Origin of the sequence: Streptococcus lutetiensis (genome assembly GCF_900475675.1) — a bacterium.
Taxonomy (GTDB): domain Bacteria; phylum Bacillota; class Bacilli; order Lactobacillales; family Streptococcaceae; genus Streptococcus; species Streptococcus lutetiensis.
Genome location: NZ_LS483403.1, coordinates 1,442,628 through 1,468,635, shown reverse-complemented (window position 1 = coordinate 1,468,635; position 26,008 = coordinate 1,442,628). Strand labels below are relative to the sequence as shown.

The following is a 26,008-nucleotide window of genomic DNA, read 5'->3' as shown; positions in this document are numbered from 1 at the left end:
TTGTAAATTTGGTTTACGATTTAATTTAATCAAGGAGAGATAGAGATGAAAATTTCTGAAGAAGAAGTACGTCATGTAGCAAATCTGTCAAAATTGTCATTTTCTGAAGAAGAAACAACAGAATTTGCGACAACTTTGTCTAAGATTGTCGATATGGTAGAACTTTTGAACGAAGTTGATACAGAGGGTGTCCCTGTGACAACGACAATGGCAGATCGTAAGACTGTTATGCGCGAAGACGTGGCAGTAGCTGGTGACGATCGCGATGAGCTCTTTAAAAACGTGCCTCAATCTGAAAATTACTATATTAAAGTTCCTGCTATCTTAGAAGACGGAGGAGATGCATAATGTCATTTAATACAAAATCAATTGATGAGTTGCACAATCTTCTTGTCAATAAAGAAATCTCAGCAGTTGAATTAACAAAAGCAACACTTGAAGATATTAAAGAACGTGAAGCAGCTGTTGATTCATTCATCACTGTTTCTGAAGAAGCTGCGCTTGCACAAGCAAAAGCTATCGATGAAAAAGGTATCGACGCTGATAATGTGATGTCAGGTATTCCTTTAGCTGTTAAAGATAACATTTCAACACGTGGTATCTTGACAACTGCAGCATCTAAAATGCTTTATAACTACGAACCAATTTTTGATGCGACTGCTGTTGAAAAACTTTACGGCAAAGATATGGTGGTTATCGGTAAAACAAACATGGACGAATTTGCCATGGGTGGTTCAACTGAAACATCATACTTCAAGAAAACTAAAAATGCTTGGGACCAAACTAAAGTTCCTGGTGGATCATCTGGTGGTTCTGCAACTGCAGTAGCGTCAGGTCAAGTTCGTTTATCACTTGGTTCAGATACTGGTGGTTCTATTCGCCAACCTGCAGCCTTCAATGGTGTTGTTGGTTTGAAACCAACTTACGGACGTGTTTCACGTTTTGGTTTGATTGCATTTGGTAGCTCACTTGACCAAATTGGTCCATTTGCCCAAACTGTTAAAGAAAATGCGCAATTGTTGAACGTTATTACTGGTCATGATGCTAAAGATGCGACGTCATCTAACCGTGAAGTTCCTGATTTTACTGGTAAAATCGGTCAAGATATTAAAGGTATGAAGATTGCCCTTCCAAAAGAATATCTTGGTGAAGGTATTGACCCGGAAGTTAAAGAAACAATTCTAAACGCTGTTAAACACTTTGAAAAACTTGGTGCTACTGTTGAAGAAGTTAGTCTTCCACACAGTAAATACGGCGTAGCCGTTTACTATATCATCGCATCATCAGAAGCTTCTTCAAACTTGCAACGTTTCGATGGTATTCGTTATGGTTACCGCACTGAAAATTACAACAACCTTGAAGACATCTACGTGAACACTCGTAGTGAAGGATTTGGCGATGAAGTGAAACGTCGTATCATGCTTGGTACATTTAGCTTGTCATCAGGTTACTATGATGCTTACTTCAAAAAAGCTGGTCAAGTTCGTACATTGATTATTCGTGACTTCGAAAAAATCTTTGCTGACTACGATCTTATCTTAGGTCCAACAGCTCCAAGCGTAGCCTTTGGTTTAGATACTCTTAACCACGATCCTGTTTCTATGTATTTGGCTGATATTTTGACAATTCCTGTTAACTTGGCTGGTCTTCCAGGTATTTCAATTCCTGCTGGATTTGCTCAAGGTCTTCCGGTTGGTATGCAATTGATTGGTCCTAAATACAGTGAAGAAACAATCTATCAAGCAGCCGCTGCTTTTGAAGCAACAACTGATTATCATAAACAACAACCCGTTATTTTTGGAGGTGACAAATAATGAACTTTGAAACAGTCATCGGACTTGAAGTCCACGTTGAGTTAAATACTAATTCAAAGATTTTTTCACCGACATCAACACATTTTGGTAACGACCAAAATACCAATACAAACGTTATCGACTGGTCTTTCCCAGGTGTTCTTCCTGTTATGAATAAAGGTGTTATTGATGCTGGTATTAAAGCAGCACTAGCCCTTAACATGGACATTCACCAAAACATGCACTTTGACCGTAAAAACTATTTCTATCCTGATAATCCAAAAGCTTACCAAATTTCACAATTTGATGAACCAATTGGATACAATGGTTGGATTGAAATTGAACTTGAAGATGGTTCAGCTAAGAAAATCCGTATCGAACGTGCCCACTTGGAAGAAGATGCTGGTAAAAACACTCACGGTACTGATGGTTACTCATATGTTGATCTTAACCGTCAAGGTGTGCCACTTATCGAAATCGTATCTGAAGCTGATATGCGTTCACCAGAAGAAGCTTACGCTTACCTAACTGCTCTTAAAGAAGTTATCCAATACACTGGTATTTCTGATGTTAAGATGGAAGAAGGTTCTATGCGTGTGGATGCCAACATTTCTCTTCGTCCTTATGGTCAAGAAGAATTTGGTACAAAAGCTGAGTTGAAAAACTTGAACTCATTTAGCAATGTACGTAAAGGACTTATCTACGAGCAAAAACGTCAAGCGCAAGTACTTCGCTCAGGTGGTCAAATTCAACAAGAAACTCGTCGTTACGATGAATCAACTGGTGAAACAATCTTGATGCGTGTCAAAGAAGGTGCATCAGATTACCGCTACTTCCCAGAACCAGACTTACCACTTTATGAAGTGTCTGATGAATGGATTGAAGAAATGCGTCAAACTCTTCCAGAGTTTCCAAAAGAACGTCGTGCTAAATACATTAATGAATTTGGTTTGACAGCTTATGATGCTGCCCAATTGACTGCAACAAAAGCAACTTCTGATTTCTTTGAAAGTGCAGTAGCTCTTGGTGGTGATGCCAAACACGTTTCTAACTGGTTGCAAGGTGAAGTGGCTCAATTCCTTAACAGTGAAAACAAAACACTTTCTGAAATCTTGTTAACACCAGAAAACCTTGTTGAAATGCTTGCTATCATCGCTGATGGTACCATTTCATCAAAAATTGCCAAGAAGGTATTTGTTCACTTGGCTAAAAATGGTGGTTCTGCGCGTGAATACGTTGAAAAAGCTGGTTTGGTTCAAATTTCTGATCCTGCAGTGCTTATTCCAATTATCCATCAAATCTTTGAGGACAATGAAGCTGCCGTTGCTGACTTCAAGTCAGGTAAACGTAATGCTGATAAAGCCTTCACTGGATTCTTGATGAAAGCCACAAAAGGTAAAGCAAACCCACAAGTTGCTCTTACATTGTTGGCCCAAGAGTTGGCAAAATTAAAAGAAGACTAAGATAACTAAGAAATCATCCTTCGGGGTGATTTTTTTAGTTAGTAAATGGTCAGATGTTGGTCAAAAGCTCAGCAAGTGCTGTTTTTTTATAATGCACAAAACTGATAGAATTTTTAGAAAGATTACTTTACAAAAAGTGTGAGAATGGGTGTGTTTTCTAGCTGCTAAATGTGTTATACTTGGAGCTGAATTTTATTTGGTAAGGTAGATGGAGTTAAGATGAATAAGATGTTTAAGGGGACTATTATGGTTCTTGTTGCAGGGATATTCTGGGGGATTTCTGGGGTTTCTGGGCAATATTTGATGGCTCATGGAATGAATGTCGATTTATTGTCTTGCGTGCGTTTAATTACTGCTGGTGTGATAATGACGACTATTGCAGCACTCAATCAGTGTGAGACGTTTTTGAAGGCTGTGACGTCATTAAAAGTGCTTGGTGGTATTGCCCTATTTTCTTTGATTGGGCTTGTGCTAAATCAGTACGCTTATCTAAGAGCAATCGAAAGTACCAATGCTGGAACAGCAACGGTTATACAGTATATGGCACCGATTCTTGTTTTGGGGTATGTTTCGATTAGGAAAAAGCAACTACCACGAGGAAGTGAAGTTCTGGCGATTATCTTAGCAATTTTGGGGACATATATTATTGCAACACACGGACGTCTAGATGGCTTAGCTATCACGCCAGTAGGTTTTGCTTGGGGATTATTTTCTGCGGTAACCTATTCGTTTTATATTATTTTGCCGGCGAAATTAATTCGTGAGTATGGTAGCTTTACGGTGATTGGTCTTGGCATGATTATGGGTGGCGTTGCTTTTCCAATTTTGGTAAAACCATGGCAATACACTTTAGTACTAAATCCAGGAAATTTGCTAGGATTGTTTGGCATCATCATTGTCGGGACAGTTTTTGCTTATAGCTTATTTTTAAAAGGAATAGCTATTGTCGGTGCAGTCAAGGGAAGTCTACTTGCAGCCATCGAGCCAGTTTCATCTGTCTTTTTCTCAGTAACAGTTATGCATGAAATTTTTTACCCGATGGATTTTCTTGGAATGATTTTCATTATTGCAGCAGTTATTTTGATTTCGCTACGTGATTTGATTGTGGTGAATAAACAAATACATCAATAATGATTTAGAAGTTATGGTTGCTTAGGTGCAGTCATAACTTTTTTAGTATTCGTGTAATAAAGAATTTTTAGAAAGATTATTTTATAAAAATATGGTGTTAGAGTCATGACGTCTTTTTGGTAAATGTGTTATACTGGTACTCGCACATTATTGGAGAAGGTGATTAATAACATGAATAAAAATCTTAAAGGAAGCATCATGGTATTCATCGCAGGGATTGCTTGGGGACTTTCTGGGGTCTGTGGGCAATTTTTGATGTCTCGTGGAATGAATGTTAGTCAGTTAATTAGCATGCGTTTGCTGATATCTGGAACTGTGTTGACAGCCATTGCTGCTACAAAATATAGAGAGAACTTGGTGAAAGTCTTGCGTTCAAAAGGAGCGCTTGTAGGAATTTTGCTTTTTGCAGTTCTCGGTTTTTTGATGAACCAGTATTCTTACTTAGTGGCAATTGATTATACCAATGCAGGAACAGCGACGGTTTTACAATACATGTCACCGATTGTTGTTTTGTTTTTTGTCGCATTAAAAGAAAGACGAATTCCAGAAATCAATGAGTTTTTAGCCATTTTCTTTGCTGTACTAGGAACTTTTATCATTGTGACACACGGTCGTCTAGATGGTTTAGCGATTACTCCTAAAGGACTTGTCTTTGGTCTACTTTCTGCTGTCACAGCAGCTTTTTGTGTTGTTTTGCCAGCAAAATATGTCCGTGAATATGGTAGTTTCCCAGTCATTGGACTTGGGATGCTCATGGGTGGGACAATTTCATTTTTTACAACTCAGGCTTGGCAATACCCACTTGTTTTAAATCAAGGAAACTTGATTGGACTCTTTGGTATCATTGGTATCGGGACAATTCTTAACTACAGTTTATTCTTTATGGGAATAGCAATTATTGGTTCTGTCAAAGGAAGTTTGATGGCGGCAGTTGAGCCGATTTCATCTGTTGTGTTCACAGTTATCCTGATGCAGGATATCTTTTACCCAATGGATTTTCTTGGAATGTTACTGATTATCGTTGCTGTGCTTCTCATCTCACTAAGAGATTTAATAGCATTACGCAGACGATTACGATAATACTTAAAAACATGGCGATAGTTATTTGCCGTGTTTTTTTGTTTTCAATCTTGACAATGATTAGTGATGTTTTTATAATATATATTGCTAGCTCGCTAAATGTTAGGTAGCTAACAAAAATAAAGGAGGATTGCGATGGAAAAAAATATTGGGCGCATGGTTAAAATAGCAAGTAATCAGTTAAGCCGTGAGTTTGATAAGTTTGCTAAACCTTATGACTTAACGGGAACACAAATGTCGATTATTGATTTTTTGAGCCATGATTGGAAAGAAGAATATTTTCAACAAGATATTGAAAAAGAGTTTAATATTCAACGTTCAACAACGACAGTACTTTTGCAACGAATGGAGAAAAAGGGGTTAATTTATCGCCAATCTTCCAAAAAAGATGCTAGGAAAAAGTCGGTACATTTAACTGAAAAAGCATTGGCTTTAGTTGATGCTTGCCAAGATTATTTTGTGAGTAAAAATGCTGAGCTAGAAAATCAGTTTACAGAAGAAGAAATCGCTATTTTTGAAAAAATTTTGCACTATTATATCAAAGAAAAATAAGGGGGAAATATGTCGGAAGAAAAAATTTCAGCAAAAGTTATTAGGGCTATTGTTGGTGCAGGAATGTTGTCATTTTGCGGTGTCGTAGTTGAGACTGCCATGAATATTACCTTTCCGACTTTGATGAAAGAATTTAATATTAACACATCAACGGTTCAATGGATGACGACAATCTACCTTTTGGTAGTGGCGTCAGTAGTACCTTTGTCAGCTTACTTAAAACGTTCATTTAAGACAAAATCAGTCTTTTTAGCAGCCAACTTGTTGTTTATTTTGGGTGTTCTAATCGATGCTATTGCGCCAAGTTTTGCTTTACTTTTGGTTGGACGTGTCATCCAAGGGATTGGAGTCGGAATTGCGCTTCCTTTGATGTTTAATATTATTTTGGATCAAGTTCCAATGAGTAAAATCGGTACGATGATGGGTGTTGGCACTTTGATTACTGCAGTTGCACCAGCGATTGGTCCAACATTTGGTGGATTTGTTTCATCGCATTTTGGATGGCGTTTTGTCTTTGTCTTGCTTACCCCGCTTTTGTTAATCTCTTTAATTTTAGGGGTAACATCTATTGAACAAAAAAATAAAGTGGCGCGTGAAAGTTTGGATTTAATTAGCGTTATAGCTATTCTTTGCTTATTTGTTGGGTTGATTTTAGGAATTAATAATTTGGCTGAATATGATTTCTTTAGTGTGCCTGTTTTAGGAGGATTGGTAGTTGGAATTGCTGGTCTTCTTGTCTTGGTAAAACGTTCTTCACATCTAGAACAGCCAATTGTTAACTTATCTATTCTTAAAAATGGTAAATTTGCTGGACATGTCATTGCTTTCTTCCTGTTTCAAATTGTCAATCTAGGAATGTCCTTTATTATCCCGAATTACATTCAGCTAGTAAATCATTCAAGTTCAACTGTCGCAGGTCTTTTAGTCTTTCCAGGAGCAATTATTGGTGCCTGCTTTGCACCATTTAGCGGCAGAATTTTAGACCGTTTAGGTGCTAAAAAGCCAATTATTTTTGGGGTTAGTTTACTTGCCTTTGCTCTTTGTCTCTTTAGTATTTTGGCCTTGCATTTACCGAATACTTGGTTAACTGTTATCTATATTCTATCAATGGCAGGTACTGGAATTGCCTTTGGTAATATTATGACAAATGGTCAAAAACAAGTAACTTCAGACAAACGAGCAGATGCCAATGCTATCTTTAATACTTTGCAACAATTTGCTGGTGCAGTTGGAACGACCGTTGCATCTTTGGTTGTTGCGCTCAGTCAATCAAACACAAGTATCAGCTATTCAGAAGCAACGGCTAGAGGGTCACGAAATGCCTTTATCATTTTGCTTGTCTTAGCTGTTATTGAATTGATTATCTTATTTAGAGTTGTTGATGGTAAAGAAAAAGAAGCTTAGATGTTATCAAATATGAGGTTGAGCGGGTTCGTCTCACCTCTTTTTTTGACAGATTTTGAGAAAGTCATTGACAAGCTTTATTGCGATATTTATAATGAAATTTGTTAAAAATGGAGGAAAATGATTATGAAAAGTATCGGAAAAGCTTTAGGAAAAGAAATTGCTAGGATCGTAGTGATTCTTGTTGTTATTGCTACTGTTGTTTTTTATTTGAAAGGTAACAATTGGTTTAAAAAAATCTTTGACGGTGATACAGAGGATAAATACGAATTTGTTGTTAAACGTTTTTCAAAGAGACATGAATTACTTGTGGCTGAGGCAGCAGCAGAGACTACGCAAACTCAAAGTTTTAATTCAAATACAACAAAAGATTGGCCAGATTGGACAAAGACAATTGCTGATTTGATTGTTAGTCGTAAACTGGAAGTGAAAATTCCTGTAAAAACAGAATTCAAGTTGGAGTTAACTGATATTTCACAAAATGATATTGAAATCAAGGACAATGTCTTAACTTTCAAAAATCCTTTAACTGTAAAAGTTGATTCACAAAAAGAGGGTGGCCTTGAAATTTTGTCTTCTTCATCTGGAATTGTTGATAAAACAGTTGATGTTGTTACTTCGAATAAAAAAGCAATGGAATTTTTAGATGAAAAAAGCCAAAATGCTATTTATAAAACAAGTAACAATGTTATGGCACAGGAAAAATATCAAAAGAAAGTAGCAAAATACGCTAGTCAAGATTTAGAAAAATTACTTAATCTCAAATCTGACGATAAAATCAGTGTTAAAATCAATGTTTCAGATTTAAAATTTGAAAATATTGACCCTAAAGAATAAGAAAATTTTAAAAGAGCTTGAGGAAAACTTTCCTTGGGTTCTTTTTTTATTAAATTTCCTTATGTGGGAATGGTTTTCAATTCGCCATATTTTGGCAAATATGTTAAAATAAATAGTAAAATATATTTTTTTGGAGAGTAATTTGAGTATAGACGATTATAGGCCGACCTTTGTGGTTGAGGCAGTTTATGATTTAAGAGCAGATGATTTGTTGCGACATGGGATTCATGCCGTTTTAGTAGATTTGGATAATACTTTGATTGCATGGAATAACCCAGATGGCACACCAGAAGTTCGTGCGTGGTTGGATGAAATGACTATGGCGGATATTTCGGTGGTTGTCGTATCAAATAACAGCCATTCGCGTGTGGATCGTGCGGTATCACGCTTTGGTGTGGACTTTGTTAGCCGTTCAATGAAACCTTTCACACGTGGTATTAATAAAGCCATCAAGCGTTATGGATTTGACCGTGATGAAGTTATCATGGTTGGTGACCAATTGATGACAGATATTCGTGCGGCTCACCGTGCTGATATTCAGTCTGTTTTGGTAAAACCTTTGGTTAAATCTGATGCTTGGAATACTAGAATTAATCGCTGGCGTGAACGTCGTGTTTGGGCTAAACTTGAAGAAAAATACGGAAAAATCCAATATCAAAAAGGAATTTAATGGAAGAATTAGTATGTATTGGCTGCGGAGCCAAAATTCAAACAGAAGATAAAGAACAAGCAGGATACACACCGAAAGCTGCTCTTGAAAAGGGCTTAGAGACTGGAGAATTGTATTGTCAAAGATGTTTTAGACTACGTCACTACAATGAAATCACTGATGTGCACATTACTGATGATGAATTTTTAAAACTTCTTCACGAAGTTGGGGATAGTGATGCTCTTGTGGTTAACGTTGTGGATATCTTTGATTTTAATGGGTCAGTTATCCCAGGTTTGTCACGTTTTGTATCAGGCAATGATGTTCTTCTTGTCGGAAATAAAAAAGATATTTTGCCAAAATCTGTTAAGACAGGTAAAGTCACTCAATGGTTGACTGAACGTGCACATGAAGAAGGACTTCGTCCTGTTGATGTTATCTTGACAAGTGCCCAAAACCATCAAGCCATCAAAGACTTGATTGAAAAGATTGAAAAATTGCGCAAAGGTCGTGATGTTTACGTCGTTGGTGTTACAAACGTTGGTAAATCAACACTTATCAATGCAATCATCAAAGAAATCACAGGTGAAAAGGACATTATCACAACGTCTCGTTTCCCTGGAACAACGCTTGATAAAATTGAAATTCCACTTGATGATGGGTCTTACATTTTTGACACACCAGGTATCATTCACCGTCACCAAATGGCGCACTACCTTGGCGATAAGAATCTAAAATACATCAGCCCGAAAAAAGAAATCAAACCAAAAACTTACCAACTTAATCCAGAACAAACTTTGTTCTTGGCTGGTTTGGGTCGATTTGATTTTATCTCAGGAGATAAACAAGGTTTCACAGCTTATTTTGATAATAATTTGAAATTACACCGTACTAAATTAGCTGGTGCTGATGTCTTTTACGACAAACACGTTGGTAGTCTTTTGACACCACCAAGTGATAAAGAATTGGCTGAGTTTCCAAAATTGGTCCGTCATGAATTTACCATCAAAGATAAAATGGATGTGGTTTATTCAGGACTTGGTTGGATTCGTATTAAAGCCTCACAAGCTAATCCGGTGAAGATTGCAGCTTGGGCACCAGAAGGTGTAGCTGTTCTTCTTCGTAAAGCATTGATTTAAAGAAAATAAAAAGAAAGGAAGTTCAAGTCAATTTTACTTGATTTGAGCTTGGGCTAGCAATCAGATGACTATCTAGTGACATCTGCTTTTGAGAATGCCCTCAGAGTTATAGATATGTTAACATCAAAACAACGTGCTTTTTTGAAATCACAAGCACACTCAATGAAACCAATTGTACAAATTGGGAAAAACGGTCTTAACGACCAAATTAAAACAAGCGTCCGCAGTGCATTGGATGCGCGTGAATTAATTAAGGTCACTCTTCTTCAAAATACTGATGAAGACATCCATGAAGTGGCTGAAATCTTAGAAGATGAGATTGGTTGCGATACTGTCCTTAAAATCGGACGTATCATCATTCTTTACAAAGAATCATCTAAAAAACAAAACCGTAAAATCTCACCAAAAGTAAAAGAATTGAATAAATAGTCTGTTTTTAACGGGCAATGTAGTTGAATGATCTTGGTAGGTAATACCTAGCTCGGAGGTAGTCATATGGCATTAGAATTAGTTACTCCATTTACCAAAGTGGAACTGGAGAAAAAAGAAAAAGATAAAAATCGTAAGCAAATTGGTATTTTAGGCGGAAATTTTAACCCTGTCCACAATGCTCATCTCGTGGTTGCTGACCAAGTCCGCCAACAATTGTGTTTGGACAAAGTTCTTCTTATGCCCGAATATGCCCCACCACATCTTGATAAAAAAGAAACGATTGATGAAAAACACCGCTTGAGAATGCTTGAGTTAGCTATTGAGGGTGTTGAAGGTCTGGATATTGAGACAATCGAATTAGAACGTAAAGGTATCAGCTACACTTACGATACTATGAAACTTTTAATTGAAGAAAATCCAGACGTGGATTACTATTTCATTATCGGTGCTGATATGGTTGATTACCTTCCAAAATGGTATAAGATTGATGAATTGATCAAAATGGTTCAATTCGTTGGTGTGCAACGTCCTAAATACAAGGCAGGAACATCATATCCTGTCATTTGGGTAGATGTGCCAATGATGGATATTTCATCAAGCTTGATTCGTCATCACTTTGAAACTGGATGCCGACCAAACTTTTTGACACCACCAGCTGTTATCGACTACATTGAGAAAGAAGGTCTTTATCGTGACCTATGAGACATACACAGCGGGAATCGAACGTGCTGAACTTTTGGAAAAAGTTGCATCAGCCATGAGCGAGAAACGTTTTAAACACGTCCTTGGTGTGGAAAAATCAGCGATTGAACTAGCCGAGCGTTATGGTTATGATACGGAAAAAGCTGGACTGGCTGGATTAATCCACGATTATGCCAAAGAGATTTCAGACCAAGAATTTTTAGACTTGATTGATAAGTATAATCTTGACCCAGAACTCAAAAAATGGGGCAACAATGTCTGGCATGGCATGGTTGGTATTTACAAGATTCAAGAAGACTTGGGTGTGACAGATAAGGAAATCTTGCGCAGCATTGAGACGCACACTGTTGGCTCTGGAGCCATGTCATTACTTGATAAGATTATCTATGTTGCTGATTATATCGAGCCAGGTCGCCGTTTTCCATTAGTGGAAGAAGCGCGTGTGGTTGCCAAAGAATCGTTAGATAAGGCAGTGGCTTATGAAACGGTTCATACCGTTGAGCACCTTGCACACCAAGCCTTTCCAATCTTCCCACAAACCATTGAAACTTATAATGCGTATGTTGGGTTTATGAAAGATGACAAATGAAAACAGCTCTGTTAGTGATTGATATTCAAACAGCCTTGATAGAGGCTAAACCGTATGCAGTTGATAACTGCTTGTCTGTCTGGCAAAAAGCAATCGCCACTTGTCGTGAGAAAAACATTGAGGTGATTTACGTCCGCCACAATGACGATGAACTACTAACAGGAAGTCATGGGTGGAAAATTTACGAAGCTATTGCTCCAGAAGTTGACAAGAAAATTTTTGATAAGCATTATAATAGTGCTTTTAAAGAAACTCATTTACAGACTTATCTGGATAGCCAAGCTATTGAGCGGCTGATTATTATTGGCATGGCAACGAATTATTGCATTGATACGACTGTTAAGGTGGCGTTTGAGTTTGGCTATGATTTGGCAGTTATTAAAAATGGCACGACTACCTTTGCTGAAAGAGAAATTACAGCAGAACAATTAATACAGCATTATGAAAGCACTTGGAATGGACGTTTTGCCCAAGTGGCTGATTTAGAAGAAATTTTAAAAGAGGATTAAATGGATAAAAAAGAATTACTAGAATTGGTTGTGAAAGCAGCTGATGAGAAACGTGCAGAAGATATGGTCATTTTGGACCTTTACGGGTTGACTAGTGTGACTGATTATTTTGTAGTTGTGAGTGCTATGAACACTCGTCAATTGGATGCTATTGCTGAAAATATCCGTGAAAAAGTTAAAGAAGCAGGTGGAGATGCTAGTCACGCTGAAGGTGATAGCCGTACTGGTTGGATACTTCTTGACCTTAACGATGTTGTTGTTCACATCTTCTCAGAAGACGAACGCGAACACTACAACATTGAAAAATTGTGGCACGAAGCACCTATGGTTGACGTGTCAGAATACCTTGCTTAAGGATAATCTTGCCTTGCCGTTTGGCAAGGTTTTTGAAACTTGAAGAGAAACGAAAATGAACAAAAACTACGAAAAATTTGCTGCTGTTTATGATGCCATCATGGACGACAGCCTTTATGACAAGTGGACAGACTTTTCGCTCCGCCATTTTCCAACAGATAAGAAAAAGCTCTTGGAATTAGCCTGCGGAACAGGGATTCAGTCAGTACGTTTTGCTAAAGCTGGCTTTGACGTGACAGGGCTTGATTTGAGTGAGGATATGCTTGAAATCGCAAGAAAACGTGCAAAAGCAGTTAGCGAAGCTATCGAGTTCAAACAAGGTAATATGCTCGATTTGTCGCAAGCAGGAAAATACGATTTGGTGACCTGTTATTCAGATTCTATCTGTTATATGGCTGATGAAGTTGAGGTTGGTGATGTCTTTAAACAAGTTTACGACTGTTTGAATGAGGACGGAGTATTCATCTTTGACGTGCACTCAACTTACCAAACTGACACCGTTTTTCCTGGTTATTCTTACCATGAAAATGCAGAAAAATTTGCCATGGTTTGGGATACCTATGCTGATGAGGCACCACATTCTGTTGTGCATGAATTGACTTTCTTTCTGCAAGACGAGGATGGACGCTTCACACGCTATGACGAAGTCCATGAAGAACGCACTTATGAAGTCCTAACTTACGATATCCTCTTGGAACAAGCAGGCTTCAAATCATTCAAACTCTACGCCGACTTTGAGGACAAAAAGCCACGCAAAAAATCAAACCGCTGGTTCTTTGTGTGCCAGAAGTAGGGGGATGGCTGATTTTTAAAGAGAAGTGGTATAAAATGGAATGTTCTCAAAATAGTAATATAAATAGTGATTTAGAAGATGAAATTAGTTATTTGATTGAACTTCATCAAGAAGGAGAATATTGGGATTTTAAACGTCAATGGTATGATTCTAGTAAAAGTGCTGATCTTTTACATGATATTATATGTATGGCAAATAATTTAGCTAATCATGATGCTTATATTATTATCGGTGTGGATGATGCTAATTTTTCTTTATATGATGTGGTTGCAGATCAAAATCGGATAAACACTCAAAAAATTGTTGATTTTTTGAAGGATAAAAAATTTGCAGGAGATATTTAACCAGTTGTAACTGTAAAACAGGTTTTTATAGAATCGTCTACTCTAGATGTAATAATAATTCATAATAGTGGACAAATACCATTCTATCTGAAAGAAAACTTCAAAAATTTAAAAGCAAATCACATTTATACAAGAATCCAAGATAGTAATACTCCAAAAGATAAGTCTGCAGACATAGATAAGGTTGAATATTTATGGAAAAAAAGATTAGGTCTTCTTCAAACACCAATTGAAAAATTTGAAATTTATTTAAAAGATACAAAGAATTGGATAAATACTTCAGATTATATTATGGAAATGTATTATAAATTTTTCCCAGAATATAGATTAATTTATGATTTTGATGAAAGTCGACATGGTTATGAATATTATCACTTTTTTCAATCAGATTCTACTCCTAGTTATTTAAAAATACAATTATATTATCATCAAACTTTACTAGCAGATTTTGTAGGTTTATCTTTAGATGGTTGAAGATATGCTACTCCATGTCCAGAAACTGATGGTATAACTTTCAATGCTAATAGAGGATGGGATATTACGTTTAAATACATGGAAAAAGATTCATTAATTTTTAAGCTTAATGAATTCTTGTATTGTAAAAAATATACTGATGATGCAAGAATCTCTAGAAATAATTTTTTTGAAAGTATTTTGGTATTTAACTCAAAAGAAGAAAGATTAAATTTTAAGCGATTTATTAAAAGGAATTGGGAAGAAAGCAGAAAATGTTACTCTAGTGAAATTCAAAGTATTGTTCCTACAGTTCCAAAATTAGGAAATGGCTATACTTATGGTGCATTTAAGCAGGAATGTGAGGACATATGTATACTTCAAAAAATGTTAAGTGAATATAGAAGAATAGATTATTAGTATAAATTTAGGAGCACTCCATGACTGTTACTGGTATTATTGCTGAATTTAATCCTTTTCATAATGGGCATAAGTATTTGCTGTCGCAGGCTGAGGGGGTCAAGATTATTGCCATATCGGGAAACTTTGTCCAACGTGGTGAGCCTGCGATTGTGGATAAGTGGACACGCGCGGAAATGGCGCTGCGAAATGGCGCTGATTTGGTGGTTGAATTGCCATTTTTGGTAGCTGTTCAGTCAGCGGATTACTTTGCACAAGGTGCGGTGGATATTTTAGAGCGTTTAGCTGTGGATAAGTTGGCATTTGGCACGGAAGAAAATCTGGATTATCAACACTTTTCACAGATTTATGGGGATAATCAACAGAAAATGGTGGATTACTTGCAAAGTTTGCCAGATAATCTGTCTTATCCACAGAAAACGCAGAAAATGTGGGAGACCTTTGCTGGTGTCAACTTCACAGGTGATACGCCAAACCACATTTTAGGGCTATCGTATGCCAAAGCTTGCGCTGGAAAGGCGATTCAGCTTAGCCCTATTAAGCGTCAGGGAGCAGGTTATCACTCGCTAGACACCGATGTGGCTTTTGCTTCCGCGACAAATTTGCGTATCCACAGACAAGACAAAGATTTTGTGGATAAATTTATGCCGCAAGCTGACCTTTTCCTAGGCGCCCCTCAAGTGACTTGGGAGAATTATTTCCAATTGCTCAAATATCAAATCCTGACAAATGCTGATTTAACGGGGATTTTTCAAGTTAATGAAGAACTAGCCAGCCGTATTCGCTCTGCTATTAGGAGCGTAGCGACTGTGGACGAGTTAGTGGATAAAGTTGCCACGAAACGCTACACAAAGGCGCGTGTGCGCCGTATTTTGGCTTATATTTTGGTGGGAGCTGTGGAAAAGCCCTTACCAGAAGCTGTTCACGTGCTGGGATTTACGCCAAAAGGGCAGAAACACCTGAAAATGGTGAAAAAGTCTGTGGATATCGTGGCTCGAATCGGTGCCAAACCGTGGGATGCGGTGACCCAGCAAGCCGACCAAGTCTATCAGCTTGGCAATCCACACCTTCAAGAACAAACTTGGGGAAAAGTGCCGATTAGAATCATTAAATGAGCGCTTACATAAACAGACTTGAAACTGGGCTTTTGTTGAGCTCAGTTTTCGCTTTTTATTTTTAGGAACATTTTACACAGCCCTGTCAAAGTGCTATAATAAAAAGGATTACGAATTTAGCTTTGCTAATTCAGTAGTTCAATGATTCGGCTATTTTATCGGTCAAATCACTTAATCATGCTAAAATAAATAAAAATCTTTACAAAGGAGACTACCCATGGGACGTAAGTGGGCCAATATTGTTGCCAAAAAAACTGCCAAAGATGGTGCTAACTCAAAAGTTTACGCTAAATTTGGTGTTGAAATCTATGTTGCTGCTAAAAAAGGTGAACCAGATCCAGAATCAAACTCAGCTTTGAAATTTGTACTTGAACGTGCAAAACAAGCGCAAGTACCAAAACACGTTATCGACCGTGCTATCGATAAAGCAAAAGGTAATACAGACGAAACTTTCGTTGAAGGTCGTTACGAAGGATTTGGACCAAACGGTTCAATGATTATCGTTGATACTTTGACAAGTAACGTTAACCGTACTGCTGCTAACTTGCGTACTGCATTTGGTAAAAACGGTGGTAACATGGGAGCATCTGGTTCAGTTTCTTACATGTTCGACAAAAAAGGTGTTATTGTCTTTGACGGTGACGATGCAGACAGCATTTTTGAACAATTGCTAGAAGCTGATGTTGATGTTGAAGATGTTGAAGCAGAAGATGGTGTAGTAACTGTCTACACAGCTCCAACTGACCTTCACAAAGGTATCGAAGCTTTGCGTGCTAATGGCATCGAAGAATTCAAAGTTACTGAACTTGAAATGATTCCTCAATCAGAAGTAACTCTTGAAGGTGAAGACTTTGAAACATTTGAAAAACTTGTTGACACTCTTGAAGATGACGAAGATGTTCAAAAAGTTTACCACAACGTATCTGATTTCTAATCTGATATTATAGTGAAAGAAGTGCTCAGCCGAAAGGCTGGGTGCTTTTTGTTATAGTTTCAACCTATCTCCTTGATAAAAAATAACTATTGGCAATCAAATCGCATTTGTTTTACAATATAGCTTAATTATACTGAAAGTGAGGTCTTCCTATGGAGAAAGTTGTCGTTGGCATTTCGGGAAATATCAAAGAACTTCCAGCACGCTCTGGTTTGCCATATGATGTGGTATCAAGAAGTTTATCTGACGGGGTCAAGGAAGCTGGGGGACTTCCGATTGTTATTCCTGTTGCTAGTCCAGACTTGGCTAAAGATTACATCGACATGATTGATAAATTAATCCTATCAGGCGGTCAAAACGTAACTCCTGAATTTTATGGTGAAAGAAAATCAATTGACAGTGATGATTATAGCTTGGAACGTGATAAATTTGAGCTAGCTTTGATTAAAGAGGCTTTGAAGCAAAAGAAACCAATTTTTGCAGTTTGCCGTGGTATGCAGTTGCTTAACGTTGCTTTGGGTGGAACCTTGAACCAAAAGGTTGAACACCACTGGCAAAAAGAGTTTTCAGGGACATCACAAGAAGTAGAAATTTTGCCTAACAGCCGCGTTAGTAAGCTAGTTGCTAATGGTACTTGGGTTAATTCTTTCCACCAACAAAGTGTGAAAGAGTTGGCACCAAGTTTGGTTGCAACAGCGCGTGACCCACGTGACGGCACAATTGAAGCTTATGAAAGTAAGGATGGAACGCCCATTTTAGGTTTCCAATGGCATCCAGAATTACTGTTAGAAAAAGTAGAAAGCCAGAAGATTTTCTCTTATGTGGTCAATAGTTTGTAGGGGATGAAGTCAAAATGATATCAGATTTTTATGCTAAATTAGCCGCGGTTCGACGTAGAATTCATGCACATCCAGAAATCTCGGAGAATGAATTTGAGACGACTGCTTTTTTGAAGGAATATATTTCAAAGTTAGGCATCCACATTCTTGAGACGGATTTGCCGACGGGATTTATTGCGGAGATTGGTCAAGGAGAGCCTGTTATTGCTCTTCGTGCGGATATTGATGCTCTTCCTATCAAAGAGAAGAATGCCTTTGATTATGCCAGCCAAAACGGCGCTATGCACGCTTGTGGACATGATTTCCACCAAACTAGCCTTCTTGGTGCTGCAGAGCTTCTAAAGGAAAAAGAGGCGCAATTAAAGGGCACGATTCGTTTGATTTTTCAGCCAGCAGAAGAAGTATCTGTAGGCGCTTATCAGGTGATTGAAGCAGGTGGGCTAAAAGACGTGTCAGCTATTATTGGTTATCATAATTATCCCCACCTTAAGCTTGGGCAAATTGGGCTGCGCTCAAAGGCTATCATGGCAGCGGTGGATAAGTTCAAAGTGACAATTAGTGGGGTAAGTGGGCATGCGGCGCGTCCTGATTTTGGGACAGATGCGGTCTTAGCTATTACGACCATTGTCAATAATTTGCAAGCCATTATCAGTCGTACAGTTTCTCCATTTGAGTCTGCTGTTTTGTCTGTGACTCACATTGATGTAGGGAGTGCTTGGAATATCATGCCTGAATCAGGTTATTTTGAAGGGACAATGCGCTCATTCTCACCAGAAACGCGCCAGCATTTGAGAAAATCTTTTACTAAGATTGTGGAAAATACTGCTGACCAATTCAATGCCAATGTTACGATTGAATGGGGAAAAACACCGACAGTGACCTTTAATGATGAGGTTTTGACACCTCTTATTTTTGAGCATTCAAAAACATTTGCTGAAGTTGTAACGGTTGAACCTTTGACAATTGGTGAGGATTTTGCAGCTTATCAGGAGAAAATTCCAGGGGTTTTTGCCTTGATTGGAAGTAACGGCGATGAGGATGCTGCTGACCTTCATCATGATACTTTTACGGTTAAAGATGAGGCATTACCAACGGCTGTTAATTATTTTGTGGAGAATGCTCTTTATTTGCTAGATTATTTTGCAAAGGGAAAAGACTAGCAGGGTGATAAGATTTCTTTATCGCGGTGATAGAATTTAAGTATTTGTTAAGAAGTCGCTTGGATGTTAAGATGTAAGCAACTCTTAAAGAAGGTAGGAAACGATATGACGATTATGAAAAAAATGCTAGGAATAACAGGACTAGCTCTCGTCTCAGCAATGCTTCTTGCAGCTTGCTCATCAAAGCCATCATCAGATGCATCATCTGATAAGAAAGAGCTGACTTTTGCGACAGTTGGAACAACAGCACCTTTCTCTTACGAAGAATCCGGTAAACTAACTGGTTATGATATCGAGGTGGCGAAAGCTGTCTTCAAAGATTCTGATAAGTACAAAGTGACTTTCAAGAAGACAGAGTGGTCATCTATTTTCACAGGACTTGATTCTGGGAAATATCAGCTTGGCGGCAACAATATCAGTTATACCAAAGAACGTTCAGCAAAATACCTTTATTCTTATCCAATCGGGTCAACACCATCAGTTTTGGTAGTGCCAAAAGACTCAGATATTGCTTCATACGATGACATTGCAGGACATTCAACGCAAGTGGTTCAAGGAACAACAACAGCAGCACAGCTTGAAAAATTTAATGCTGAAAATAGCAGCAAACCTGTTGACCTCAACTACACTAACGAAAATATTACTCAAGTTTTGACAAATCTGAATGACGATAAGTTTGATTTCAAGATTTTTGATGCTCCTACGGTAAATACCATTATTAAAAATCAAAAATTGAATAATTTGAAAACTATCGAGTTGAAATCTGATGAACAACCATTCATTTATTTCATTCTTGGACAAGATCAAAAAGATTTGCAAAGCTTTGTTAATAAACGTTTGAAAGTCTTGCAAAAAGATGGTACTTTGTCGGATTTGGCACAAAAATATCTCGGTGGAGATTATGTTCCAAGCGCGAAAGACTTGACGGTTCCATCAGAAAAATAATTTAGTTATAGTTTAAAACTATAACTAACCCTTGATTTTAACAATTTGAAACCTATAACTAATTAGGTTAGAATGAAATCACGAGTTAAAGGAGAGAGGAAATAGATATGAAATTAAAAAAATTACTTGGATTGGCTAGTGTAGCTCTTGTCTCAACACTTTTATTGGCAGCGTGTGGTGGTTCAAAATCAGCTTCAAATGATTCAAAACTTAAAGTTGGTATCATGACTTTGGATGATGCAACTGAACCAGTTTGGGATAAAGTCAAAGAATTGGCTAAAGACAAAGGCGTGGAAATCGAATTGGTTGAATTCACTGATTATAACCAACCAAACGAAGCACTTCAAAATGGTGAAGTTGATGTCAATGCCTTCCAACACAAATATTTCTTGAACAACTGGAATTCTGAAAATAAAGGAACTTTGGTAGAAGTAGCTGACACATATCTTAGTCCAATCCGTATCTTCTCAGGTACAGAAAATGGTAAAGCTAAATACACTGATGTTAAAGACATTCCTAACAAAGCAACTATCTCAGTTCCAAATGATGCTTCAAACGAAAGTCGTGCCCTCTACCTTCTTCAATCAGCAGGTTTGATTAAATTGGATGTTAATGGTGATGAATTAGCAACAATCAAAAACATTTCATCAAATCCTAAAGATTTGGACATCAAAGAAGTTGATGCGGCACAAACAGCTTCTACATTGTCATCAGTAGATGCCGCTATCGTTAACAACTCTTACGCTCAAGCAGCAAAAGTTGATTACAAAACAACACTTTACAAAGAAGCAGTTGATAAAAACTCAGACCAATGGGTTAACGTCATTGCTGCTCAAAAAGATTGGAAGAAATCTGATAAAGCTAAAGCTATCAAGACTTTGATTTCAGTTTACCAAACTGACGAAGTTGGTAAAGTCATCCAAGATGCTTCAAATAACGTTGATATCCCAGCATGGAAGGGTACAAAAGTTTCTTCTGAAGACTAAAGAATTTTATTGAAGATTTAGAGCTGGCGTGTGTGAAACACGCCATTCTCTATTTTTAAAAAACAACAGAATATGGTAGAATATGATGTTGGAAAGTTTTGAAAATTGTTTTAAAATGATAGAATTGATAAGACAATAAGTGAGTAAATCTTGAGGAGTTGAGTAAGGGTTATGATAAAACCGATTATTAATTTAGAGCATATCGATATTACTTTTCGCCAGAAAAAACGTGTGATTGAAGCGGTAAAAGACGTTTCAATTGTGATTAATAAAGGCGATATTTATGGAATTGTTGGGTATTCTGGTGCCGGAAAATCAACTTTGGTACGTACGATTAATTTGTTACAAGCCCCAACAGCAGGAAAAATCACAATTGGTGATGATGTGACATTTTCAGATGGAAAAGTTCAATTAAAAGGAGTTGCCCTTCGTCAAAAACGTCAAAAAATTGGGATGATTTTCCAACACTTTAATTTGATGGCACAAAAAACAGCGCGCCAAAATGTGGCATTTGCTCTTCGTCATTCAAAATTAAGCAAAGAAGAAAAAGATCAAAAAGTTGCTGAGTTGTTGGAATTGGTAGGCTTAGCCGATCGAGCTGAAAACTATCCATCACAATTATCAGGGGGTCAAAAACAACGTGTGGCGATTGCGCGTGCGCTTGCTAATGACCCAGAAATTTTGATTTCTGATGAATCAACATCAGCTCTTGACCCAAAAACAACCAAACAAATTTTGGCGCTATTGCAAGAATTGAACCAAAAACTTGGTTTGACAGTGGTTATGATTACTCACGAAATGCAAATTGTAAAAGACATCTGCCACCGTGTCGCTGTCATGCAAAATGGTCGCTTGATTGAAGAAGGATCAGTTCTAGACATCTTCTCAAATCCTAAAGAACCATTAACACAAGAATTTATTAAAACAGCAACTGGTATTGAAGATGCCTTGGTTAAAATTGAAAAACAAGCTATTGTACAAAATCTGCCAAAAGATGATTTGCTTGTTCAATTGAAGTACGCTGGAACATCAACTGATGAACCAATTCTTAACCAAATCTACAAACAATTCGAAGTTACAGCTAATATTCTTTACGGAAATATTGAAATCTTGGATGATACACCAGTTGGTGAGATGATTGTTGTCTTATCTGGTGAAGCCTTTGCACTTGCGGGTGCGCAAGAAGCTATTGTTGCTGCTGGAATTGAATTAACAGTATTGAAACGAGGTGCCTAAATGATTGAATGGATTTCTACAAATATGCCTGATGTTTACCGCATTGGCTGGGAAGGGACAAATTCTTGGTCAGATGCCTTTTCAGCGACTATTTACATGACAGGTTGGTCTTTTGTTATTGGTGGTCTTTTAGGACTTGTTATGGGCTTATTTTTGGTTCTAACAGGACCAAATGGCGTTTTGAGCAATCGTTTTGGTTTTAAAGTTTTGGATATTTTCACGTCAATTGTGCGTGCCATTCCATTTATTATCTTGCTTGCGATTTTAAAAGGTTTCACTTACGCTCTTGTTGGAACTAACCTTGGTAAAACAGCGGCTTTGATTCCATTATCTGCGGCGACATTTGCCTTTTATGCTCGCCAAGTTCAAGTAGTCTTTTCTGAAATGGACAAGGGAGTTATCGAAGCAGCACAAGCTTCTGGTGCGACACTTTGGGATATCATCAAGATTTACCTTAGCGAAGGTTTGCCAGAATTGATTCGTGTCTCAACAGTGACTCTTATCTCACTTATTGGTGAAACAGCGATGGCTGGTGCCATCGGTGCTGGTGGTCTTGGTTATATTGCTATTTACTATGGATACAACCGTTCAGCAGCGGATGTCACAATTATCGCGACACTATGTATCTTAGTTCTTGTCTTTATTATCCAATTTGTCGGTGATTTCTTAACCAAAAAACTTAGTCATAAATAAATCTAAAAAGAGGCTCACATTTGTGAGTCTCTTTTTAGATTAACTTTTTAAGGTTTTTCAGGGAGGTTTTTGAAATCTAGTTTTTCTAATTGTTGGTCCATATCCTCATTTAGGCTAACCAAGTTAACGGCTTTTAGGGATGCTTGGAAAGTTTCCTGAATTTTGTTAATGTGTGGTTGTAAGACTGAATTAACCACACGACCAACAAGACAGTTTGGGTTCGTGTCATCACTAGCTTTGAAAATCGGTTTATTCTTATCTTCAACAGCTTGGAAGATATCTCAAAGTATTAGTTCCTCAGGTTTCTTTGTTAAATGAGCTCCACGCAGATGGTAAACGTACAGGGAACTATATTCTTGCGGGTGAAGAATTTACCTTTAATGATAAAGGTGAAAGTGCTATTAGCTATGCGGATTATGCTATTGGCTTTGTTGATGAGATTGAAAATACCAGACACATTCAGGAACGTATTAGTTTACTTGGAAAATAATCACAAAAAAACCAACCTTACTAAGAAGGTTGGTTTTTTATGATTTAAGCTTTTTTAGTTTTGTGTAAGATGAATCCAATAATGAATCCAACGATGGCAAAGCTAACCCATTCAAGTGAGAATTGTCCGAGTGGCACGAATCCATTGAAGAAATTAACAAGACTTGCTGGTAGGCTGAAAAGTCCAGTCATTTTTGCAAGTGTTGAAAGGGCATCATAAAGAGCTGGGATAGCTGCAAAACCAATTGTAATTTGGTAAACGATGCGATCTTTCTTGAAGAATTTTGATAGCAAGGACAAGAAGATAATAACGACTGTTAATGGGTAAAGCAAGTAGAGTACTGGAAGTGACCACTTAATCAATTCAGAAAGGCCGCCAAAGTAGAAGAATAATGCAATCAAAGTGAAGACAGTTGCCCAAGTAACGTGAGAAACTTTTGGTTGCAATTTGTGGAAATACTCTGCACAGGCAGTAATCAATCCAGTTGCCGTTGTTAGGCAAGCAAGGAAAATAGCCGCAGCAAGAATGATTTGCCCGATACTTCCAAGATAGAAGTGAGCAGCTTGGCCTAAGATGTTACCTCCATCGATTGCTTCACCTTTAAACATAAAGTGTCCGTTAGAAAAATCAAAGAGATTTTGTGATGAAGCACCAATACGAGCCACAAAGATATAAATAAGAGCAAGTAGTACAGTAGCGATTAGTCCTGATTTGAAAGTAAGTGTAGCAACTTCAGCTTTTCCTTTTGCTCCGTGTGATTTGCTAGCGTCGATAACGATGATGGCAAAGGCTAGTGAAGCAAGGGCATCCATTGTTCCGTAACCTTGGATAAGTCCAGCAACGAATGGAACATCTTTAAAAGCGTTACTGATATCACTGGCAGCGTTATAAGCTGTTCCAATATCACCAGCCGGTTTTACAAATGAGGCTACAACCAAGATAGCAATGATAATCAAAAGAGCAGGTGTTAGGTATTTCCCGATACGGTCAGCGATTTTATTTGGTTTAATTGCTAGGAAATAAGAAATCCCAAAGAAGACCAAACCGTAGATTACTTTAGCAATCAGATTGTCACCAAAGATAGGTTCAATACCGATTGAAAATGAAGTAGCACCCGTTCTTGGAATGGCAAAGAATGGTCCGATTGATAGATAAAGTGCGATTGAAAATAGCAAAGCATAGTGGCGAGAAACTGGACGTGCAAAATCTTCAATATCACTCGCACCTGAGTAGGCTACTGCGACGACCCCTAAAAGTGGTAGTGTCACACCAGTTAAACAGAAACCAAGAATGGCTAACGCAAGGTTACTTCCGGAATATATTCCTAAAAAGGCTGGATAAATCAGATTACCTGCCCCAAAGAATAAAGCAAATAACATGAAACCGATGATAATATAGATATTTTTGACAGGTTTCATCAATGTCCTCCTAATAAACAAATAAGATAATATTTTGCTTAGTTAAACTCTCTCATTAAGCAAAATAATGTGCAGCTTATTATATCGAACTCCATTTCTAACGTCAATAGAAGAAAATCGCTATTTTTTGCTAAAAAGCTGACATTCGTTGTTATATCAAGGAGGAGCCATGTTAGAAATAATCACAAAATTTTCAAAAAATTGAAAAAATCCGCAATAAAAGTGCTGTCATGGCATAAAAACTGCCATAATTCGTTTGACGAAGCACTTGTTTTATATTATGATTAAAACCGTTAATATTTTTTTGAGGAGCTACCATGAAACGATTTATTAATGTTTGGAATAGAACTAGTCTCATCAAACGAATCATCATTGGTGTTATTCTTGGATTTATTTTAGGAATGACTCTTCCTAAGGTTTCAGCTATTGGTATCCTAGGTGATTTGTTCGTTGGTGGGCTTAAAGCGGTAGCGCCATTACTTGTCTTTGTTTTGGTTGCTAGCGCATTGTCACAAAATGAAAAGGGACAAAAGACCAATATGTCAACGATTATTGGACTTTATCTTGTTGGGACCTTAGCAGCTGCCCTAGTAGCAGTTGTGGTGAACTACTTTTTCCCAATCACTCTGACCTTGAATACTGCCACGCAACCAAAATTGTCATCTCCTGAAGGAATTGGGCAGGTTTTCCACAGTCTTCTACTACAAATGGTTGATAACCCAATTAATGCATTGGGAACAGCTAACTATATCGGTGTATTGACTTGGGCTGTTATTTTTGGTCTTGCTTTTAGAAATTCAAATAAAGAAACGAAAGAGCTTTTACAAACTATCGCTGATGTTACGTCACAAGTGGTTCGTTGGATTATTAATTTAGCACCATTTGGTATTTTAGGCCTTGTCTTTAAAACAATTTCAGATAACGGGGTTAAGATTTTAGCAAACTATGGTTTCTTGATTTTAGCTCTTGTGGGAACAATGCTTTTTGTAGCTTTAGTTATTAATCCATTTATTGCTTTTCTCTTCATGCGCAAAAATCCATATCCATTGGTTTTCCGTTGCTTGAAAGATTCTGGATTGACAGCCTTCTTCACACGTAGTTCTGCAGCTAACATTCCCGTTAATATGAAACTTTGTGAAGAGTTAGGCTTGAACAAAGATACTTACAAGGTATCTATCCCACTTGGTGCTACTATCAATATGGGTGGTGCTGCCATCACAATTAATGTTTTGACACTTGCTGCGGTTAATACGCTAGGCATTCACGTCGATTTTCCAACAGCTTTCTTGCTAAGTGTTTTATCCGCTGTGTCTGCTTGTGGAGCATCAGGAGTTACTGGAGGATCACTTCTTTTGGTTCCTGTTGCATGTAGCTTATTTGGTATTTCAAATGATCTTGCTATGCAAGTGGTTGGTGTTGGATTTATTGTTGGGGTTGTTCAAGACTCTTGTGAAACAGCCCTAAACTCTTCAACAGATGTTCTCTTTACAGCAGTTGCTGAAAAATCTGTTTGGGGTAAAAAGAAAAAAGTTAATTAAGACTAGATAG

General features: G+C 37.6%; 28 protein-coding genes and 1 pseudogene. 28 read left to right on the top strand and 1 reads right to left on the bottom strand.

What is annotated here, in order from left to right; all coding sequences use genetic code 11:
- The first annotated feature begins 45 nt into the window (after positions 1-45).
- The 27 genes and pseudogenes from gatC to DQN23_RS07265 all read left to right on the top strand — a co-directional run.
- Positions 46-348, top strand: coding sequence for an Asp-tRNA(Asn)/Glu-tRNA(Gln) amidotransferase subunit GatC (gene gatC / locus DQN23_RS07390; protein WP_006532958.1), 303 nt, complete (start codon positions 46-48; stop codon positions 346-348).
- Positions 348-1,814, top strand: coding sequence for an Asp-tRNA(Asn)/Glu-tRNA(Gln) amidotransferase subunit GatA (gene gatA / locus DQN23_RS07385; protein ID WP_058814212.1), 1,467 nt, complete (start codon positions 348-350; stop codon positions 1,812-1,814). The genes gatC and gatA overlap by 1 nt, the downstream gene beginning before the upstream one ends.
- Positions 1,814-3,256 carry an Asp-tRNA(Asn)/Glu-tRNA(Gln) amidotransferase subunit GatB gene (gene gatB, locus DQN23_RS07380; protein ID WP_020917392.1) on the top strand — a complete coding sequence of 481 codons (1,443 nt, stop codon included), beginning with the start codon at positions 1,814-1,816 and terminating at the stop codon, positions 3,254-3,256. Before gatA ends, gatB begins: the two co-directional genes overlap by 1 nt.
- A 219-nt stretch (positions 3,257-3,475) precedes the next feature.
- Positions 3,476-4,387, top strand: a complete 912-nt coding sequence (locus tag DQN23_RS07375) for a DMT family transporter (protein ID WP_111712983.1) — start codon at positions 3,476-3,478, stop codon at positions 4,385-4,387.
- Between the two features lie 171 nt (positions 4,388-4,558).
- A complete protein-coding gene (locus tag DQN23_RS07370) occupies positions 4,559-5,467 on the top strand; it encodes a DMT family transporter (RefSeq protein WP_058832800.1) in 909 nt (302 codons plus the stop codon).
- A 135-nt stretch (positions 5,468-5,602) separates the two neighbouring features.
- Positions 5,603-6,019, top strand: a complete 417-nt coding sequence (locus DQN23_RS07365) for a MarR family winged helix-turn-helix transcriptional regulator (protein WP_020917389.1) — start codon at positions 5,603-5,605, stop codon at positions 6,017-6,019.
- A gap of 9 nt (positions 6,020-6,028) precedes the next feature.
- Complete coding sequence (locus tag DQN23_RS07360) at positions 6,029-7,423, top strand: DHA2 family efflux MFS transporter permease subunit (protein ID WP_111712981.1); 1,395 nt, start codon at positions 6,029-6,031, stop codon at positions 7,421-7,423.
- Positions 7,424-7,543: 120 nt separating this feature from the next.
- Positions 7,544-8,260, top strand: coding sequence for a hypothetical protein (locus DQN23_RS07355; protein ID WP_233422873.1), 717 nt, complete (start codon positions 7,544-7,546; stop codon positions 8,258-8,260).
- A gap of 142 nt (positions 8,261-8,402) precedes the next feature.
- Complete coding sequence (locus DQN23_RS07350) at positions 8,403-8,930, top strand: YqeG family HAD IIIA-type phosphatase (protein WP_043895107.1); 528 nt, start codon at positions 8,403-8,405, stop codon at positions 8,928-8,930.
- Positions 8,930-10,048 (top strand): ribosome biogenesis GTPase YqeH, encoded by a 1,119-nt coding sequence (gene yqeH, locus DQN23_RS07345; protein WP_058814210.1) that lies wholly within the window; start codon positions 8,930-8,932, stop codon positions 10,046-10,048. Before DQN23_RS07350 ends, yqeH begins: the two co-directional genes overlap by 1 nt.
- A gap of 114 nt (positions 10,049-10,162) precedes the next feature.
- Positions 10,163-10,477, top strand: coding sequence for a ribosome assembly RNA-binding protein YhbY (gene yhbY, locus DQN23_RS07340; protein WP_043895106.1), 315 nt, complete (start codon positions 10,163-10,165; stop codon positions 10,475-10,477).
- A gap of 66 nt (positions 10,478-10,543) precedes the next feature.
- A complete protein-coding gene (locus DQN23_RS07335; RefSeq protein WP_020917383.1) occupies positions 10,544-11,182 on the top strand; it encodes a nicotinate-nucleotide adenylyltransferase in 639 nt (212 codons plus the stop codon).
- Positions 11,172-11,771 carry a bis(5'-nucleosyl)-tetraphosphatase (symmetrical) YqeK gene (yqeK, locus tag DQN23_RS07330; RefSeq protein ID WP_014335231.1) on the top strand — a complete coding sequence of 200 codons (600 nt, stop codon included), beginning with the start codon at positions 11,172-11,174 and terminating at the stop codon, positions 11,769-11,771. Before DQN23_RS07335 ends, yqeK begins: the two co-directional genes overlap by 11 nt.
- Positions 11,768-12,280: a cysteine hydrolase family protein gene (locus DQN23_RS07325; protein ID WP_111712980.1), complete on the top strand. Its 513-nt coding sequence runs from the start codon at positions 11,768-11,770 to the stop codon at positions 12,278-12,280. Before yqeK ends, DQN23_RS07325 begins: the two co-directional genes overlap by 4 nt.
- Positions 12,281-12,634, top strand: coding sequence for a ribosome silencing factor (rsfS, locus tag DQN23_RS07320; protein ID WP_014335229.1), 354 nt, complete (start codon positions 12,281-12,283; stop codon positions 12,632-12,634).
- A 55-nt stretch (positions 12,635-12,689) separates the two neighbouring features.
- Positions 12,690-13,427: a class I SAM-dependent DNA methyltransferase gene (locus tag DQN23_RS07315; protein ID WP_014335228.1), complete on the top strand. Its 738-nt coding sequence runs from the start codon at positions 12,690-12,692 to the stop codon at positions 13,425-13,427.
- Positions 13,415-13,771, top strand: a complete 357-nt coding sequence (locus DQN23_RS09365; RefSeq protein ID WP_233422872.1) for an ATP-binding protein — start codon at positions 13,415-13,417, stop codon at positions 13,769-13,771. The genes DQN23_RS07315 and DQN23_RS09365 overlap by 13 nt, the downstream gene beginning before the upstream one ends.
- A gap of 552 nt (positions 13,772-14,323) precedes the next feature.
- Positions 14,324-14,644 carry a hypothetical protein gene (locus tag DQN23_RS09360; RefSeq protein WP_233422871.1) on the top strand — a complete coding sequence of 107 codons (321 nt, stop codon included), beginning with the start codon at positions 14,324-14,326 and terminating at the stop codon, positions 14,642-14,644.
- 20 nt (positions 14,645-14,664) lie between these two features.
- Positions 14,665-15,759: a nucleotidyltransferase gene (locus DQN23_RS07305; RefSeq protein ID WP_058814207.1), complete on the top strand. Its 1,095-nt coding sequence runs from the start codon at positions 14,665-14,667 to the stop codon at positions 15,757-15,759.
- A 217-nt stretch (positions 15,760-15,976) separates the two neighbouring features.
- On the top strand, positions 15,977-16,693 hold the full coding sequence (locus DQN23_RS07300) for a YebC/PmpR family DNA-binding transcriptional regulator (protein WP_111712979.1): 717 nt from the start codon (positions 15,977-15,979) through the stop codon (positions 16,691-16,693).
- A gap of 152 nt (positions 16,694-16,845) precedes the next feature.
- On the top strand, positions 16,846-17,532 hold the full coding sequence (locus DQN23_RS07295) for a gamma-glutamyl-gamma-aminobutyrate hydrolase family protein (RefSeq protein ID WP_020917379.1): 687 nt from the start codon (positions 16,846-16,848) through the stop codon (positions 17,530-17,532).
- 14 nt (positions 17,533-17,546) lie between these two features.
- Complete coding sequence (locus DQN23_RS07290) at positions 17,547-18,692, top strand: amidohydrolase (protein WP_020917378.1); 1,146 nt, start codon at positions 17,547-17,549, stop codon at positions 18,690-18,692.
- 105 nt (positions 18,693-18,797) lie between these two features.
- A complete protein-coding gene (locus tag DQN23_RS07285) occupies positions 18,798-19,637 on the top strand; it encodes an amino acid ABC transporter substrate-binding protein (protein WP_020917377.1) in 840 nt (279 codons plus the stop codon).
- Between the two features lie 107 nt (positions 19,638-19,744).
- Positions 19,745-20,623: a MetQ/NlpA family ABC transporter substrate-binding protein gene (locus DQN23_RS07280; protein ID WP_020917376.1), complete on the top strand. Its 879-nt coding sequence runs from the start codon at positions 19,745-19,747 to the stop codon at positions 20,621-20,623.
- Positions 20,624-20,794: 171 nt separating this feature from the next.
- Positions 20,795-21,859, top strand: coding sequence for a methionine ABC transporter ATP-binding protein (locus tag DQN23_RS07275; RefSeq protein ID WP_058814203.1), 1,065 nt, complete (start codon positions 20,795-20,797; stop codon positions 21,857-21,859).
- The gene (locus DQN23_RS07270) at positions 21,860-22,552 is read left to right on the top strand and encodes a methionine ABC transporter permease (RefSeq protein WP_020917373.1); all 693 of its coding nucleotides are present in this window, start codon (positions 21,860-21,862) and stop codon (positions 22,550-22,552) included.
- Between the two features lie 328 nt (positions 22,553-22,880).
- Positions 22,881-23,042: pseudogene (locus DQN23_RS07265) on the top strand (NAD(P)-dependent oxidoreductase); the annotation flags it as partial.
- Positions 23,043-23,086: 44 nt separating this feature from the next.
- Here the strand turns inward: DQN23_RS07265 and brnQ are convergent.
- Positions 23,087-24,460, bottom strand: coding sequence for a branched-chain amino acid transport system II carrier protein (gene brnQ, locus DQN23_RS07260; RefSeq protein WP_020917370.1), 1,374 nt, complete (start codon positions 24,458-24,460; stop codon positions 23,087-23,089).
- A gap of 317 nt (positions 24,461-24,777) precedes the next feature.
- Between brnQ and sstT the strand changes: the two genes are divergently transcribed.
- Positions 24,778-25,998, top strand: a complete 1,221-nt coding sequence (gene sstT / locus DQN23_RS07255) for a serine/threonine transporter SstT (protein WP_111712978.1) — start codon at positions 24,778-24,780, stop codon at positions 25,996-25,998.
- The last annotated feature ends 10 nt before the right edge of the window (positions 25,999-26,008 follow it).